Origin of the sequence: Salinicola endophyticus (genome assembly GCF_040536835.1) — a bacterium.
Lineage (GTDB): Bacteria > Pseudomonadota > Gammaproteobacteria > Pseudomonadales > Halomonadaceae > Salinicola > Salinicola endophyticus_A.
Genome location: NZ_CP159578.1, coordinates 3028658 through 3044295, shown reverse-complemented (window position 1 = coordinate 3044295; position 15638 = coordinate 3028658). Strand labels below are relative to the sequence as shown.

Annotated in this window: 14 protein-coding genes; 1 reads left to right on the top strand and 13 read right to left on the bottom strand. The window is 66.5% G+C overall.

Annotated elements, in window-relative coordinates; all coding sequences use genetic code 11:
• Window positions 1-19 precede the first annotated feature (19 nt).
• The 9 genes from ispG to ABV408_RS13765 form a co-directional block, all read right to left on the bottom strand.
• Entirely contained in the window at window positions 20-1135 is a 1116-nt protein-coding gene (gene ispG, locus ABV408_RS13805; RefSeq protein WP_353979492.1) for a flavodoxin-dependent (E)-4-hydroxy-3-methylbut-2-enyl-diphosphate synthase, read from the bottom strand.
• Between the two features lie 8 nt (window positions 1136-1143).
• Complete coding sequence (locus ABV408_RS13800) at window positions 1144-2208, bottom strand: RodZ domain-containing protein (protein WP_353979491.1); 1065 nt, start codon at window positions 2206-2208, stop codon at window positions 1144-1146.
• Window positions 2209-2245: 37 nt separating this feature from the next.
• Window positions 2246-2983: a type IV pilus biogenesis/stability protein PilW gene (gene pilW, locus ABV408_RS13795; RefSeq protein ID WP_353979490.1), complete on the bottom strand. Its 738-nt coding sequence runs from the start codon at window positions 2981-2983 to the stop codon at window positions 2246-2248.
• 161 nt (window positions 2984-3144) lie between these two features.
• Window positions 3145-4278 (bottom strand): 23S rRNA (adenine(2503)-C(2))-methyltransferase RlmN, encoded by a 1134-nt coding sequence (gene rlmN / locus ABV408_RS13790; protein ID WP_035469849.1) that lies wholly within the window; start codon window positions 4276-4278, stop codon window positions 3145-3147.
• An 82-nt stretch (window positions 4279-4360) separates the two neighbouring features.
• A complete protein-coding gene (ndk, locus tag ABV408_RS13785; RefSeq protein WP_035469851.1) occupies window positions 4361-4789 on the bottom strand; it encodes a nucleoside-diphosphate kinase in 429 nt (142 codons plus the stop codon).
• A gap of 246 nt (window positions 4790-5035) precedes the next feature.
• A complete protein-coding gene (locus tag ABV408_RS13780; RefSeq protein ID WP_035469853.1) occupies window positions 5036-5362 on the bottom strand; it encodes an iron-sulfur cluster assembly accessory protein in 327 nt (108 codons plus the stop codon).
• Window positions 5363-5388: 26 nt separating this feature from the next.
• On the bottom strand, window positions 5389-6576 hold the full coding sequence (locus ABV408_RS13775) for an aminotransferase class V-fold PLP-dependent enzyme (protein ID WP_353979489.1): 1188 nt from the start codon (window positions 6574-6576) through the stop codon (window positions 5389-5391).
• Between the two features lie 244 nt (window positions 6577-6820).
• Window positions 6821-7306 carry a Fe-S cluster assembly transcriptional regulator IscR gene (gene iscR / locus ABV408_RS13770; protein ID WP_051895539.1) on the bottom strand — a complete coding sequence of 162 codons (486 nt, stop codon included), beginning with the start codon at window positions 7304-7306 and terminating at the stop codon, window positions 6821-6823.
• Window positions 7307-7427: 121 nt separating this feature from the next.
• Complete coding sequence (locus tag ABV408_RS13765; protein ID WP_353979488.1) at window positions 7428-8201, bottom strand: RNA methyltransferase; 774 nt, start codon at window positions 8199-8201, stop codon at window positions 7428-7430.
• 198 nt (window positions 8202-8399) lie between these two features.
• On the opposite strand from ABV408_RS13765, the gene ABV408_RS13760 reads away from it, so the two are divergent.
• Window positions 8400-9194, top strand: coding sequence for an inositol monophosphatase family protein (locus ABV408_RS13760; RefSeq protein WP_353979487.1), 795 nt, complete (start codon window positions 8400-8402; stop codon window positions 9192-9194).
• 195 nt (window positions 9195-9389) lie between these two features.
• Here the strand turns inward: ABV408_RS13760 and ABV408_RS13755 are convergent, their stop codons facing one another.
• From ABV408_RS13755 to secD, 4 genes are all read right to left on the bottom strand, one after another.
• Complete coding sequence (locus tag ABV408_RS13755; protein WP_353979486.1) at window positions 9390-11231, bottom strand: autotransporter domain-containing protein; 1842 nt, start codon at window positions 11229-11231, stop codon at window positions 9390-9392.
• Window positions 11232-11445: 214 nt separating this feature from the next.
• On the bottom strand, window positions 11446-12579 hold the full coding sequence (locus ABV408_RS13750; RefSeq protein WP_353979485.1) for an AI-2E family transporter: 1134 nt from the start codon (window positions 12577-12579) through the stop codon (window positions 11446-11448).
• A gap of 191 nt (window positions 12580-12770) precedes the next feature.
• Entirely contained in the window at window positions 12771-13682 is a 912-nt protein-coding gene (gene secF, locus ABV408_RS13745) for a protein translocase subunit SecF (RefSeq protein WP_353979484.1), read from the bottom strand.
• Window positions 13683-13694: 12 nt separating this feature from the next.
• Window positions 13695-15542: a protein translocase subunit SecD gene (gene secD, locus ABV408_RS13740; RefSeq protein WP_353979483.1), complete on the bottom strand. Its 1848-nt coding sequence runs from the start codon at window positions 15540-15542 to the stop codon at window positions 13695-13697.
• Between the last annotated feature and the right edge of the window lie 96 nt (window positions 15543-15638).

The window sequence follows — 15638 nt, the reverse complement described above, 5'->3', positions numbered from 1 at the left end:
GTTCTTCGAGAGAAAGGGGTCAGGCCCCGCGGGCGATCACGGCCTCGTCGCGCGCTTCCTTCTCCTTGGCCTTGGCCCGGATCAGCGCTTCGAGATCGTCGACCAGATGGTCGTTGCGCAGTTTGCTCGCCGGCTTGCCGTCGATATAGACCAGGTTGGCTGGGCTGCCGCCGGTGAGCCCGATATCGCTCTCCTTGGCCTCGCCCGGGCCGTTGACCACGCAGCCGATCACCGAGACGTCGAGCGGGGTCATGATGTCATCGAGGCGCTCCTCGAGGGCATTCATGGTGCCGATCACGTCGAAGTTCTGGCGTGAGCAGCTGGGGCAGGCGATGAAGTTGATGCCCTTGGAGCGCAGCCGCAGACTCTTGAGCATGTCGTAACCGACCTTGATCTCCTCCACCGGGTCGGCGGCCAGCGAGACCCGGATGGTGTCGCCGATGCCATCCATCAGCAGCATGCCCAGGCCGATCGAGGACTTGACCGTGCCCGAGCGCAGCCCGCCCGCCTCGGTGATGCCCAGGTGCAGCGGCTGCTCGATCTGCGTCGCCAGTTGACGGTAGGCGGCCACCGCCATGAACACGTCGCTGGCCTTGACGCTGACCTTGAAATCGGGGAAGTCGAGCCGGTCGAGGTGGTCGATATGGCGCATGGCCGATTCGACCAGCGCTTCCGGGGTCGGTTCGCCGTACTTCTTCTGCAGGTCTTTCTCCAGCGAGCCGGCGTTGACGCCGATACGGATCGGGATGCCATTGTCGCGGGCGGCGCTGACCACCGCCTGCACCCGCTCCTCGCGGCCGATGTTGCCGGGGTTGATGCGCAGACAGTCGACGCCCAGTTCGGCCACGCGCAGGGCGATCTTGTAGTCGAAGTGGATGTCGGCGACCAGCGGCACGCTGACCCGACGCTTGATCTTGCCGAACGCCTCGGCGGCGTCCATGTCCGGCACCGAGACGCGCACGATATCGGCGCCGGCCATCTGCAGGCGCTCGATCTGTGCGACCGTGGCATCGACATCGAGGGTGTCGGTGTTGGTCATGCTCTGCACGGAGATGGGGGCACCGCCGCCGACGGCGACGTTGCCGACATGGATCTGGCGCGAGATGCGGCGGGTGATCGGAGAGTGCATGTGCATGGTGCTTCTCAGTCTCCCAGCGTGAAGCGGGCGACGTTGTTGCCGCCGGTGTATTGGCCAAGGTCGACCGTCTGGCCGCGGTAGCGCAGCGAGACACCGCTGGCGTTGCCGATGGTCAAACGGAAGGGCGGTTTGCCGCTGGCAGTCGCCTGACTGCCGGCGGACTGCAGACCGCTGAAGATGCGCTTGTCGGTGGCGTCGTAGATCTCGGTCCACGACTGCTGGTTGAAGGTCAGCGAGAGCGTGTTGACGTCGGCACTGGGTGTGCTCTGGGCGCTCTCGTCACTGGATGCCGCGGCGGTCTCTGCACTCTGGCCCGCAGCGTCTTGATCGCTAGTGCCCTGGGTGTCCGCGCCTTGGGTGTCCGTGCCCTGGGGGGCAGCGGTCTGGGCGCTGGTGGCGACGGACTGCGCCTCACGCTCGTCGGTTGCCGGCGGCGTGCCGTCCCTGGTCGACGCGGCGCCGGTGTCGCCGGCGGTGTCGGCAGCGGTCGGAGTATCTGTGGCCGTGGGCATCGGCGGCAGCGCGGTATCACTGTTGGGGGCGAGCTGAGTGCCGGTATCGGCGGCCGGCGCCGCGTCGCTCTTGCCGTCGAGGGAGTCGACCGCGATCGGGGCGTCGTCGCTGCCGCCACCGAACAGGTCGTTGCCCTCGCGGCTCTGCCACCACAGCAGGGTGAGCCCGATCAGCCCGACGATCACCAGCAGGGTGAACAGCCTGAAGATCCAGGCGCCGACCCGTGACGGTGGCCGCGTGGTGTTCACCGGCGAGAGCTTGCGTTCGATGTCGGACTGGCCATGGGCGGCGTTGTAGGCGCTCACCACCTGGCGCTCGTTCATGCCCAGCAGGCGCGCGTAGGCGCGCACGTAGCCACGGCGGTAGGCGGCGATGGGGACCTGCTCGAAGTTGTCCTGCTCCAGACCTTCGACCACGCTGGGTCGCAGGTTGAGCTGCAGCGCCACCTCGTCGAGGCTGAGTCCCTGGCGTTCACGTTCTGCCCGCAGCATCTTGCCGGCGGACTCGGCGTGGGTGCTGTGCTCGCTCTCTTGCTGCTGTTCGTCGATGGCGCTCATGCGCGAAAATCCTTCTGCATTCTAGGGTCCATGCGCCTCAGGAACCGCCCAGCTGTTGACGGTAGAAAGTCGCCCGCGTCGAATCGCCCTGGGCGCTGGCGATGTCACTCGCCAGGCGCAGGCTCTCGGGGCTGGTGCCGGCCACGGTGAAGTAACGCTGCAAGCGTTCCCAGGCGCGTTCGTTATTACCCTGCGTATGATCGATGCGTGCCAGGGCGAGCAGGCTGCGCGCGTTGCGCGGATCGATATCCAGCGCGCGACGATAACTCGCCTGCGCCGCCTGGGCATCGCCTGTCATGTCCTGACACTGGCCCAGATTCGCGAACAGCTGGGCGCGTTTGGTATAGGTGATATCGCGGCTGGCCAGCGTCAGCTGCTGGCACGCCTGCGCGTAGCGCTCGCGCTGATAGAGCAGCGCGGCGTAGTTGTTGCGGATACGGGTGGCATCGGGCGCCGCTGCCAGCGCGCGCTCGAAGAAGCGCGCGGCGAGGTCGAGCTCGCGCTGGCTTTGGTAGAGCAGTGCCAGACCTTCCAGCGCCTCTGCGTCACGCGCATCGAGGGTGAGCGCGTGTTCCAGCGCCTGCTGGGCGCGCGGAAGATTGTTCTCGGCCAGGTACGCCTTGCCCAGGCGGGTGTAGGCGGCGGCCGCATCGCTCTTGCTCTCGGCGCGCGGCGCATTGGAGGCCACCGGGGTGGCGCAGCCGTTGACCAGGCACACCAAGCCCACGGCGATAGCGACAGCGCGTACCGGTGGTGGACAGAATTGGCGGCTCATTGACGGCTCTCCCGCGGTTCGGACACGCATTGCGTGCTGGCCCTTGTTCCGAACGGCTGAAAACAAAGCGGTTTTGGGGCTCCCATCAAAGCGCCGCACCGGATCGAAGTCAAGGCGGCGAGGGTGCGATCGGCACCGGATGGGGGCGCAGCGGAACCGATTCAGTCGGCGTCGAGTTGAATCGACTGAATGTAGCGTTCGTGGCGCTTGGTCCGATCCTTGACCCGACCGACCAATTGGCCGCAGGCGGCATCGATGTCGTCGCCGCGGGTCGAGCGCACCGGTGCGGTATAGCCCAGGTCGTAGAGCCAGCGCTGGAAGCGCATGACCTGATTGCGCGACGGGGTCTCGTAGCCCGAGTGCGGGAACGGATTGAACGGGATCAGGTTGATCTTGCACGGCAGCTCGTCGAGCAGCTTGGCCAGCTGTTCGGCGTGCGCCTGCTGGTCGTTGACGTCCTTGATCAAGGTGTACTCGATAGTGATGTGGCGGGTGTCGCCGCACTTGTCGAGGTAACGCTTGCAGGCGTCGAGCAGCTTGCGAATGTTGTACTTGCGGTTGAGCGGCACCAGCTCGTTGCGCAGCTCGTCGTTGGCTGCGTGCAGCGAGATCGCCAGGCTCACGTCGAGCTCGTCGCCGAGCTTGTCGATCATCGGTACCACGCCGGAGGTGGAGAGCGTGACCCGGCGCTTGGACAGACCGTAGGCGTTATCGTCGAGCATCAGCTTCATCGACGGCACCACGTTGTCGTAGTTGAGCAGCGGCTCGCCCATGCCCATCATCACCACGTTGGTGATCGCGCGGCGACCGTCGGCGGCGCTCATGCGCCCGCCGGCACGCTGCTGGGCGACCCACACCTGGCCAATGATCTCGGCGCTGGTGAGGTTGCGCTGGAAGCCCTGCTTGCCGGTGGAACAGAAGCTGCAGTCGAGCGAGCAGCCCACCTGGGACGAGACGCACAGCGTGCGGCGCGTGCCGTTGTCGGCGGGGATCAGCACGGTCTCGACGTAGCTGCCGTCCTCGACCTCGAGCACCCACTTGCGGGTACCATCGCTGGAGGTGCCTTCGTAGACCACACCCGGGCCGCGGATCTCGGCGTGTTCGGCCAGGCGTGCACGCAGCGGCTTCGACAGATTGGTCATCGACTCGAAATCGTCGCAGCCTTCCTGGTGGATCCATTTCATGACCTGGGCGGCGCGAAACTTCTTCTCGCCCAGCGAGACGAAGAAGGCTTCCATCTGTTCGCGGGAGAGACCCAGAAGATTGGTACGCGGGGTGTCAGTGGCAGCGCTCATGGCAACGGGACCGGCTCGAGAATGGCGGGGTGTCCGGGGGACGTGGGCGACGACCGGCCGCAGCGGCCGGTCGTCTGGCGAATCAGCCGCGCGGGCAGATTTCGCTCTCTTCGAAGAAGTAGCTGATTTCGCGCGCGGCGGATTCGGCGGCGTCGGAGCCGTGCACCGCGTTGGCGTCGATGGAGGTGGCGAAGTCGGCGCGGATGGTGCCCGGCTCGGCTTCCTTCGGGTTGGTGGCACCCATCAGCTCGCGGTTCTTGGCCACGGCGCCTTCACCTTCGAGGACCTGGACCATGACCGGACCGGAGGTCATGAACGCGACCAGGTCGGCGAAGAAACCGCGCTCTTTGTGCTCGGCGTAGAAGCCTTCCGCCTGCGCCTGGGAGAGGTGCAGCATCTTGGCTGCGACGATGCGCAGGCCGGCTTTTTCGAAACGGCTGTAGATGTCGCCGATCGCGTTCTTGGCAACGGCATCGGGCTTGATGATGGACAGCGTGCGCTCGGTAGCCATGAGTTCGGTCTCCTGATCAGTAGAGAAAGGTGGAACCGGCCGCGGTGGCGGCCGGGTATCCGGTTGGGATAGATGAAACGACGCGCCACCGGAGTGGCGCGTCGTCGAAAACGGTTTCGGCCAGGCGCTTTCTACCTCGACACTCTGGACTCTGGGAGAAGGGGCCGAAAAATCGCGCCATTGTAGCCTAAGCATCCGGGGGACGCACCCCAGCCGCGCTGCGCGATCAGACGCTGAAGCTCTCTTTTACACGCTGAAGCTTTCGCCGCACCCGCACTCGTCGGTGACGTTGGGGTTGTTGAAGCGGAAGAAGCGGTTGAGCCCTTCGTTGACGTAGTCGACCTCGGTGCCGTCGAGGATCGCCAGCGCCTCGCGGTCGACCAGCACCTTGACCCCGCGCTCCTCGAAGGCGATCTCGTCGTCGCGCGCTTCGTCGGCGATATCGAGGACGTAGCTGTAGCCGGAGCAGCCGCTCGGCTTGACCGCCACCCGCAGCCCGAGGCCGCTGCCGCGCTCGGCGAGCACGTGGCGGATCTGGTTGGCGGCGGCTTCACTGATGCTGATGCTTTGCATGGCTGTCTCTCCCTGCTCGTGGCGAGTCAATGGCTCGCCTCGCGTTGATGCATGGCGGCACTGGCCGGTTGGCGCAGGCCGTCTAGCGCGCGGCGGATCTCCGCCACGGCGTTGTCTATGTCGTCGGCGCGGGTGAAGCGGCCGAAACTGAAGCGGATCGATGCCAGCGCCTGGGCGTGGGGCACGCCGATCCCCTTGAGGACATAGGAGGGATCGACGCTGGCCGAGTTGCAGGCCGAGCCGGTAGAGACCGCAAGCCCGCGCAGCGCCATCAGCAGCGACTCGCCGTCGACCCCGTCGAAGGCGAGATTGACGATATTGGGCACGTTGTGCGCCGTCGGCGAGTGGTTGTGAATGCCCGCACAGGGCGCTAGCCCATCGAGAAAGCGCTGACGCAGCTCGCGCAGGCGGGCGTCGTCCTGCTCGCGCTCGTCCAGGGCCAGCGCAAAGGCGCTGCCCATGCCGACGATCTGGTGGGTGGGCAGGGTGCCGGAGCGCATGCCGCGCTCATGCCCGCCGCCGTGGATCAGCGCCTCGACGCGCAGATTTGGGTCGCGGCGCACGTAGAGCGCGCCGATCCCCTTGGGGCCGTAGGCCTTGTGCGCCGACAGCGACATCAGGTCTACCCCCATGGCGGTGACGTCGAGCGCCAAACGCCCCGCGGCCTGGGCCGCATCGCTGTGGAAGAAGGCGCCGTTGGCATGGGCGACCTCGGCCAGGGCGGCGATATCGTTGACGCTGCCGAGTTCGTTGTTGACCGCCATCAGTGACACCAGCACGGTGTCGTCGCGCATCGCCTCGCGCAGCGCCTGCGGGGTGATCAGGCCCTCGCGGGTCGGGGTCAGCCAGGTGACCTCGAAACCCTCGGCCTCCAGCGCCTTGGCCGTGTCGACCACCGCCTTGTGCTCGATGGTCGAGGTGACCAGATGGCGGCCGCGGGCGCGGTTGGCGCGCATCAGGCCGGTCAGGGCCAGGTTGTCGGCCTCGGTGGCGCCGGAGGTCCAGACGATCTCGCGCGGGTCGGCGCCGATCAGGTCGGCGACCTGACGGCGCGCCTGTTCCACCGCCTGTTCCGCCAGCCAGCCGGGCATATGGCTGCGCGAGGCGGGGTTGGCATAGACCCCGTCGAGCGTCAGATGACGCATCATCTGCTCGACCACGCGGGGGTCGGCAGGGGTGGTGGCGGCATAGTCGAGATAGATGGGGGCGCTCATGGCACGGCGAATCTCTAAGTTCGGTCGGAGAGCTGAGGCGCTCCCCGAACTCAATATAAAGGCGCCTCTAGATCAAGGCGTAGCCAGATAAAGGCGTCTCTGGCGCTCAGTCGTGAAGTTTGTCCGTAAAGCCTGATCGTGAAGCCTGTTCTAGCAGCTTAGACGTAAAGCATGGTCTTGGAGCTGAGTCTTGAAGCTTGGTCTTGAAGCTGAGTCGTGACGCATGACCTCGAAGCTTAGCCGCTCAGTGCGACGATACCGTGATCGTCGCCGGGTCGTCCTGGCGCGAGGCCGGCGTCTGCCGCTGGCGTTCGGCGATCACCCGCACCTCCTCTCGGCGCACCAGCTCCTGCAGCGTGATGTCGCTGAGAAAGCGCTGGATCTCGTCGGAGAGATCGCACCATAGATGGTGGGTGATGCACTTGCTGCCCTGCTGGCAGTCGGCCTGGCCGTGGCAACGGGTGGCGTCCACCGACTCGTTGACGGCGTCGATCACGCCGGCGACAGAGATCGCCTCGGAGGCGCGGGCCAGCCGATAGCCGCCGCCCGGGCCGCGCACGCTGGTCACCAGTTGCGCCCGGCGCAGACGCGCGAACAGCTGCTCGAGATAGGAGAGCGAAATGCCTTGGCGCTTGGAGATGTCAGCCAGGCATACCGGCCCTTGATCGGCGTTGAGTGCCAGATCGAGCATGGCGGTGACGGCGTAGCGGCCCTTGGTGGTCAGACGCATCGGCGGAGTCGGCGGTCGCTGCAAAGATGCCGGCATTATGGAAAACCCGAGTAGAACGGTCAACCATTCCCCGCAGCGTCGCGTCGCCCTGGCCTCTGTCGTGGCGAGAGCGCCGGTACGCTCACTCGTCGTCGCGGCGCAGGCGCTTGTCCATGGTGCCGAGGATGCCGCGCAGGATGTTCATCTCCATGCTGTCGAGATGCGCGCGGAGGAACAGTCGGCGCAGGCGGGCCATGAGCTGGCGCGGGTTGTCCGGGTCGTGGAACTCCAGCGTGGTCAGGGTGCGCTCCAGATGGGCGAAGAAACGCTCCATGTCGGCGTGGCTGGCCGGCGGGTTGTCCCAGGCCACGCCGAACGGCTGGGCGGCATCGTCATCAGCGGCCGGGGCCGACTCGCTGGCGCTGAGCCACGCCTGACGGCACTCGTAGGCCAGCACCTGCACCGCCGCGGCGAGGTTGAGCGAGCTGAAGTCGGGGTTGGTGGGGATGTGCACGTGGCGATGGCAACGCTGCAGTTCGGCATTAGTGAGCCCGGTATCCTCGCGGCCGAACACCAGGGCGACCCGGCTCTGGGCCGGGGCCAGCGCCGTGGGCAGGCTTTCCGCCAGCGCCCGCGGGCCGATCAGCGGCCAGGGTAGGTGGCGTGAACGCGCGCTGGCGCCCACCACCAGGGTGCAGTCGGCGACCGCCTCCTCGAGCTGGTCATGGACGCGGGCGCCTTCCACCAGCGCGTTGGCGCCGGAGGCGCGGGAGTAGGCCTCGCGATCCTGGGGGTCGCAGCGCGGCGCCACCAGCGCCAGGTCGTCGAGCCCCATATTGCGCATGGCGCGGGCGGCCCCGCCGATATTGCCGGGGTGGCTGGTGCCGATCAAAACGATACGAATACGGTCGAGCATGGAGCGGTCGGGCCTGGAAGTGTCGAGTGGCGGGATACCGAGCCCAGGGCTGGCGAGCAAGAGCGCGTCGGCCATCGGGCGCAAAACGGGAAAACGCGTAGTCTATCATGCCCGTGCTCTGTTAGACTCTGCCGCGCTCTTTAACAGCTTTCGATCCCGCTCTCGATACCGTTCTCGATAGATACCAAGGCCAGATCCATGCATCCGATGGTTCAATTCGCGCTGCGTGCCGCACGTAGCGCCGCTGAACAGTTCGTTCGCATCCGCGACCGTCTCGAAGTCAGCCACGATGAGCAGGCCACCTCCGGTCTGCTGCAAGACACCGCGCGTAATGCCGAAACGCTGATCGTGCATCAGCTCTCCCGCGGTTACCCCAAACACGGCGTGTCCGGACGCTTCACCCCTTACCGCGAAGGCAAGGGCGAGGAGCGCGACACCGTATGGCACATCGAGCCCTTCCACGGCGAGTCCAATCTCGGCGTGGGCAGTCGCCAGTTCGCGATCTCGATGGTTTGTCTGGTCAAGGGTCGCCCCGAGCATGCGGTGATCGTTTCGCCGTTCAGCGATGACGAGTTCCTGGTCAGCCGCGGTCGCGGTGCCCAGGGCAACGGCAAGCGCCTGCGCGTCTCCAAGACGGTCGGCGTGCCCGGGGCGCGTCTCGCGCTCTCCTGGCCCAGTGAAGAGTATCGCTCGCGCTGGCTGCCGCAGTACCTCACCGTGGTCGAGCGTCTCGGGCCGCAGATCGATACGCTGATCGGCAGCGGCTGTGCGCTGCTCGACCTGCTCGAGTTCGCCGCCGGGCGTACCGATGCCGCTTTCGTGCTCGGTCTCGAGGAGCAGGATCACTGGGTCGGCTCGCTGCTGCTCAAGGAGGCCGGTGCGCTCTCCGGCGCCATCGACGGCTCGCCCAGCGTGGAAGTGGGCGGCACCCTGATGGCTGCCGGCCCGCGTCTCTACAAGGCGCTGGCACAGCAGTTGAAAGCGAGCGTCTGACGCCTCGGGCGTCACGCCCACCCCAGGGTAGCTGCTGGACTCGTCGCCTCTAGATAAAGTAGCCCCCTAGATAAAGACACCCCGCCGGTTTCGCCGGCGGGGTGTCTTTGTTTATAGCTCGTGTTTATGGCTTGGGCTGCTGAAGGGTGGCCTGCGCTTTGCGGGAACGGGGCGCCTGAGAGGGCGCCCCGGCGCTTAGATACGCTTGCCCAGATTCACGAACAGCGTGCTGGTGCGCGCATTGTCGGGATCGACGCTGGCACCGACCTGGGTATCGACACCCCAGAGTGTGGCACGTGCGCCGACGTTGACCTCGACATAGTCACGATCGAAGGTGAGCTTGGGCACCCGATACTCGCCCAGCTGCGGCAGGCTCTGCAGCGTTGCCGCGACCCCTTCGCTCTCCTCGAACTCGTGGTTGTAGGTGAGCTGCAGGTAGGGGTTGAGCGTCGGCCCGTGGCGGCGGATCTGCCAGCCGACCCGGCCCACCAGCGAGTCGATGTCCTGATCGGGATAGCTCAGCGAGGTCGACGCCTGGCCCTCTTCGTCATAGCCATCGAGCTTGACCCGCTGCCAGGTCACCCCGGCGATCGGCCCGGTGCGCACGTCGCCCTCGGGGATCGCGAAGGCGCTGAACTCGTAACCGGCGTTGAGTGCGGCACTCAGGTTGCTGCCGTCCGGCGAGCCGCGGTGGTGGCGGGTCGCGCTGCCCAGCTGCACTTCGCGGTCGATATCGTAGTCGAGCCAGCTGTAGCTCAACTGGGCGTTGACCCAGGCGCTCTCGGCATACCAGCCGGAAAAGAGACCGACGGTCGTGTCCTTGCGCTGGAAGTCGCCGCGGCCGTCGCCGAAGTCGGCATCTTGATCGCCGTAGCCGACGAACCCGCCGAGTACCAGCCCGTCTTGATACCAGTCCACCCCGAACAGCCCCGCCGGCATGTTGGCGTCATACAGATCGCCGGAGTCGAGCTGCTGATGCTCGGCGCGCAAATCGCCCCACCAGCGCAGGCCGTTGGCCAGCGGCACCGCATCGAGATGCTCGGCGACCCGGTTGGCCCGCGAGCGCCCGCTGAGCACCGCCGAATGGGTCAGCAACTGCTGCTGCTGCGGGGCTTCGAGCAGCGAGATCACGTACTCACCGATGATCCGATGAGTGGCGGTGGTGGGGTGAACGTCGTCGGCGAACACATAGCTTTCGTCGGCGCCGGGAGCGACCAGGGTGTTGGGCGTGCACAGCGGCAGCGTCTGGGTACAGGCGCGATCGGTGACATTGGTGAAGCCGTAGGCGCTGGGCTCGGCGACCACCTCCTGCAGCAGACTGAATGTATCCACCGGGATCACCTCGGCGCCGCTGGCGGCCACCGCGGCGTAGAGCGCGCTGTTGTACTGGCTCGCCAGCGCGGTGGCGGTCGCGCTGGTGACGGGGTCGCCGTTGAAGCGCGGCGTCAGGCCGAAGTCGGGAATGTTGAACAGCAGCACATGGCGCGCGCCGGCACCTTCCAGCGTGGCGAGAATACCGGCGGTGCCGGTGACCGCCGTGGTGATGGTGCTCTGGGCGTCGGCGCCGCCGGCCACCGCGAACAGATCGTTGGCGCCGCCCCAGACGGCGTAGAGGGCATCGCCATCGGCCACACCGCCGGTGCTGGCGAGATAGGTCGCGACCTGCTCGCTGAGGGCGGGTGCGGCGCCGAACGGGGTCGTGGCCGGCGTGGTCACCCGGGCGCCGCCGACGGCGTAGTCGTTGCCGCCGACATTGCTGGGCTGGGCGTTGCTGGCGTAGTGGCCGGCGACCCGCTCGGCCCACACCGGCCCGGGATTGGTGGTGAAACGGCCTATGAACGCCTGCTGGCCCGGGGTCAGCGAGAGCGCGCTGCCGATGGCGCCACGGTAGTAGCCGCTGTCGCTCAGGCTATCGCCGAAGAAGACGGTGTCGTCGAAGGTGTCGTGAAAGCTGGAGGCGGCCAGGGCCGGGAGCGGCAGGGCGCTGGCCCCGACGATCACCCCCAGCGCCAGTTGCCGAGAGTGCGGCATTGGCATGGTATCGATCCCTTATGAGCTGTTGTCATGGCGCGTGGGAGTGCAGGCCGGCCCCGGCAGTGGGGCGGCGCGCGATCCTCAAACGAGCGTTTACGTTATGACACAGCGCCGCCGCCGCGGCTGTAAGAGAAAGGTCGTACTCATGCTCGGTAGCATCGAACTCGCGGCGCGTGGTGCGCAAGCGGAAGCGCCACGCCATCGCCCTGGGGCGAGATCAGTCCGGCCGCTGACCGGTATAGCGGGCGATCAGCCGCGGGTTGCCGTAGCCCCAGCGCTCCGCCTCGCTGGGGGCGTCCGGGGCATCGTCGTCGTGCAGCCACTCGCGCCAGCTGGCCACCAGCAGGGCCATCAGCACCGGCCCCACGAAGAGCCCCACCAGCCCCATGGTCTTCACCCCGCCGACCAGGCCGAAGAAGGTGGGCAGGAAGGGGAGTTTGATCGGCCCGCCGACCAGCCGCGGGCGTAGCGTCTTGTCGACGATGAACAGCTCGATCGCCCCCCACAAGAACAGCCCGATGCCATTGGGCAGATGCCCGGTGGCGATCAGATAGAGCGACACCAGGGTGAAGGTGAGCGGGGCGCCGCCGGGGACCAGCGCCATGAAGGCGGTGATCACGCCGAGGACCACCGGCGACTGCACCCCGGCGATCCAGTAGGCGGTGCCCAGCACCACCCCCTCGCCGAGGGCGATCAGGCCCATGCCGACCACGGTGGAGCTGATGGTTGCCGGCACCACCCGCGAGAAGCGCTGCCAGCGTGCCGGCAGAATGCGCTCGCCGACGATATCCAGCTGGCGCGCCATGCCCACCCCGTCGCGGTAGAGAAAGAACAGGGTGATCAGCATGAACAGCAGAGTGAGGGCGAGATGCACCGCATTGCTGCCGAGCGCCAGCACCCAGCGCGAGATATTGCCGATGTGCTCGCCGCCCACCAGCTGGAGATAGGACTCCAGCGCGTGGGGCTCGGTCAGATAGGACTGCCACTGCTCGCGCACCCAGCTACCGATCCCCGGCAGCTGGGCGGCCCAGGCCGGCACCGGGATGCCGTGCTGGTTGGCGGCCAGCAGCCAGCCGATCCAGCCCTTGAGTTCCTGGAAGGCGTAAGTGCAGGCCATCACGATGGGGATCACCAGGCACAGAATGATCAGCACCAGGGCGATGCTCGCGGCCAGGGTGCGGCGCTGGCCGCAGCGCGCCAGTAGCCATCGGTAGAGTGGCCAGCTGGCGACACAGATGATCAGTGCGGCGAGCACCGGAATCAGGAAGTCGATGAAGAAGTAGACGCCGGCGATCAGCACCAGCACCAGCAGCCAGCGGGCGACGCTGGAATCGGCAAAGATAGGAGCCATGGATCTCCCTGATGGCAAGCGTGGAGGGCGACTCATCATACCCCAGCTCGGCGCCTTGAGGGCGAGTCCCGAGCGCGCTGACGCGGCGCCGAGAACGACACCGAGGAGGAGCGCGACGCGCCCGGGCAGACGACAATGAAAAAGGCCTCTCCGGGGAGAGGCCTTGGGTCCAGCAGAGGTCTCGGCGCGGCTCAGGGCAGCTCTTCTTCGCCTTCGACGTTCTCCTTCTTCGCCGGGATCAGATCCTGGCGCTCGAGCTTGAACACCAGCAGCAGCGCTGCGGCGACATAGACCGAGGAGAAGGTACCGGCGACGATCCCCAGGATCAGCGAGATCGAGAAGTTGTGGATCATGTCACCGCCGAGGAAGAACAGCGCGAACAGCACCAGCAAGGTGGTGCCCGAGGTCGCCAGAGTGCGTGACAGGGTCTGGTTGATCGCTTCGTTGAAGATCTGCGCCATGTCGTCGCTGCGCGAGAGCCGGATGTTCTCGCGGATACGGTCGTAGACGATGATGGTGTCGTTCAGCGAGTAGCCGATGACCGCCATGATCCCGGCCAGCACGGTGAGGTCGAACTCCCACTGGAACAGCGCGAACAGCCCCAGCACGATCACCACGTCGTGGGCCAGCGAGATCAGCGCGCACAGGGCAAACTTGTACTGGAAGCGGAAGGCGACGTAGACCGCGACGCCGGCCATGGCGACCAGCATGCCCAGACCGCTCTGGTCACGCAGCTGGTCACCGACCTGAGCGCCGACGAACTCGGCCCGGACCAGTTCGATCGAAGCACCGTTGGCGTCGAGTGCGGCGACCACCTGATTGCCGACATCGTTGTTGAAGGTCTGCTGCAGGCGCACCAGCACTTCGTTGGCGGCGCCGAAGGTCTGCACCTGGAAGTTCTCGAAGCCGTGGCTGGCGAGCAGGGCGCGCACGTCGTCGAGCGACGGCGCGGCGGCGTAGTGCAGCTCGACCACGGTGCCGCCGGTGAAATCCAGACCCAGATTGAGGTTGAGCAGCACGAGCGCACCGATCGAGACGATCGTCAGTACGATCGAGACGATGAAGGCGATGCGGCGTTTGCCCATGAAATCGAATTGGCGCATGGCTCGCGTCTCCTAGATCCAGAGTTTCTTCAACGGCTTGCCGCCGATGGAGAGATTGACGAGGGCACGCGACACCATGATGCCGGTGAACATCGATGTCAGGATGCCGATCGACAGCGTCACCGCGAAGCCCTTGACCGGGCCGGTGCCGATGGAGAACAGCACCACCGCCACCAGCAGCGTGGTCAGGTTGGCGTCGACGATCGAGGTGAAGGCGCGCCCGTAGCCGGCGTGAATCGCCTGCTGTGCCGGCGTCTTGCGCCTGAGCTCCTCGCGTATGCGCTCGTAGATCAGGACGTTGGCATCCACCGCCATCCCCAGGGTGAGCACGATACCGGCGATGCCGGGCAGCGTGAGGGTGGCGCCCAGCAGCGACATGATCGCGATCAGCAGGGTGAGGTTGACCGCCAGGGCGGCGTTGGCGATGACGCCGAACGCCTTGTAGCGGATCAGCATGAACGCCACCACCAGCAGCCCGCCGACGATTACCGAGAAGATCCCGCGCTGGATGTTCTGCGCGCCCAGGCTTGGCCCGATGGTGCTCTCCTGCACGAAGTAGATCGGTGCGGCGAGCGAACCGGAACGCAGCAGCAGGGCCAGCTCACGCGCTTCGGTCGGGGAGTCCAGACCGGTGATGCGGAAGCGGTTGCTCAGCGCGCTCTGGATGGTCGCCAGGCTGATGATGCTGCGCTCGGTGGAGGGGATGTGCTCCACCACCTGCTTGCCATCCTTCATCACCGTGCGCGTCTCGGTCTTGTGCTCGATATAGAGCACCGCCATGCTGCGGCCGATGTTGGTGCGGGTGGCCTGGTTCATCAGCGAACCGCCGGTGCCGTCCAGGTTGATGTTGACCTGGGGGCGGCCGTTCTGGTCGAAGCCCTGGCTGGCGCTGGAGACGCGGTCACCGGTGATGATCACGTCACGTGACAGGGTCGCGGTGCGCTGCGGGTTGTTGCGGAACGGGAAGGTCTCGGTCTCGGAGGCCGGCGCATCCGGGCGCGCCTCGAGGCGGAACTCCAGGTTGGCGGTGGCGCCGACGATACGCTTGGCCTCGGCGGTGTCCTGCACCCCCGGCAGCTCGACCACGATACGGTTGGGCCCCTGGCGCTGGACCAGCGGCTCGGAGACGCCCAGCTCGTTGACGCGGTTGCGGATCGTGGTCAGGTTCTGCTCGACGGCGTAGTCCTGAATGTCCTTGATCGACTGCTCGGTGAGCGACATGTCGAGGAAGGCGCGGCGGCCCTCTTCACGGCTCTGCAGCTGGAACTCGCGGAAACTCTGCCGGATCTGGTCGCGGGCGGCGTTGCGATCCTCGACGTTGGCGAACTCGAGATGCAGGGCGTTGCCGTCGATCTCGGTGCCGCGGTAGCGGATGTGCTGGTCGCGCAGGTCGGCGCGGATGGCGCTGGCGGTGGCTTCCAGACGCTGCTTGACCGCGGCCTGCATGTCCACTTCGAGCAGGAAGTGCACGCCGCCGCGCAGGTCGAGGCCGAGTTTCATCGGGGTCGCGCCCAGGCTGGTCAGCCACTCGGGGGTGGAGTCGGCCAGGTTGAGCGCCACGGTGTAGTTGTCGTCGAGCGCCTTGTCGATCGCGTCGCGCGCGGGTAACTGCTGTTCGGCGTTGTCGAGACGAATGAGGGCAGTCGAGTTGCCGGTCATGCTGGCCGACTTGACCGCGATGCCGTCGTCGGCGAGAACTTGGGTCACACGCTCTAGCTGCTGGCTGTCCAGGGTGCCATTGGTCGTGCTGATCTGAACGGCGGGGTCCTGCGGATAAAGATTGGGTAACGCGTAGATGACACCGACCACGAAGACGATGAGTATCAGCAGATACTTCCACAGGGGGTAACGATTGAGCATGGAAGCCCTGTCCTTTCATTCAATGACGATCGGGGGGATCGTCGTGCGAAGACTGTCGCGGAAATGAGGCGGGCCACCGGCGACGATGCCGGTGGC

Bases quoted from the DNA above. Each gene is read 5' to 3' on its own strand.
- ispG (WP_353979492.1), bottom strand. From the start codon at position 1,135: ATGCACATGCACTCTCCGATCACCCGCCGCATCTCGCGCCAGATCCAT.
- ABV408_RS13800 (WP_353979491.1), bottom strand. From the start codon at position 2,208: ATGAGCGCCATCGACGAACAGCAGCAAGAGAGCGAGCACAGCACCCAC.
- pilW (WP_353979490.1), bottom strand. From the start codon at position 2,983: ATGAGCCGCCAATTCTGTCCACCACCGGTACGCGCTGTCGCTATCGCC.
- rlmN (WP_035469849.1), bottom strand. From the start codon at position 4,278: ATGAGCGCTGCCACTGACACCCCGCGTACCAATCTTCTGGGTCTCTCC.
- ndk (WP_035469851.1), bottom strand. From the start codon at position 4,789: ATGGCTACCGAGCGCACGCTGTCCATCATCAAGCCCGATGCCGTTGCC.
- ABV408_RS13780 (WP_035469853.1), bottom strand. From the start codon at position 5,362: ATGCAAAGCATCAGCATCAGTGAAGCCGCCGCCAACCAGATCCGCCAC.
- ABV408_RS13775 (WP_353979489.1), bottom strand. From the start codon at position 6,576: ATGAGCGCCCCCATCTATCTCGACTATGCCGCCACCACCCCTGCCGAC.
- iscR (WP_051895539.1), bottom strand. From the start codon at position 7,306: ATGCGTCTGACCACCAAGGGCCGCTACGCCGTCACCGCCATGCTCGAT.
- ABV408_RS13765 (WP_353979488.1), bottom strand. From the start codon at position 8,201: ATGCTCGACCGTATTCGTATCGTTTTGATCGGCACCAGCCACCCCGGC.
- ABV408_RS13760 (WP_353979487.1), top strand. From the start codon at position 8,400: ATGCATCCGATGGTTCAATTCGCGCTGCGTGCCGCACGTAGCGCCGCT.
- ABV408_RS13755 (WP_353979486.1), bottom strand. From the start codon at position 11,231: ATGCCAATGCCGCACTCTCGGCAACTGGCGCTGGGGGTGATCGTCGGG.
- ABV408_RS13750 (WP_353979485.1), bottom strand. From the start codon at position 12,579: ATGGCTCCTATCTTTGCCGATTCCAGCGTCGCCCGCTGGCTGCTGGTG.
- secF (WP_353979484.1), bottom strand. From the start codon at position 13,682: ATGCGCCAATTCGATTTCATGGGCAAACGCCGCATCGCCTTCATCGTC.
- secD (WP_353979483.1), bottom strand. From the start codon at position 15,542: ATGCTCAATCGTTACCCCCTGTGGAAGTATCTGCTGATACTCATCGTC.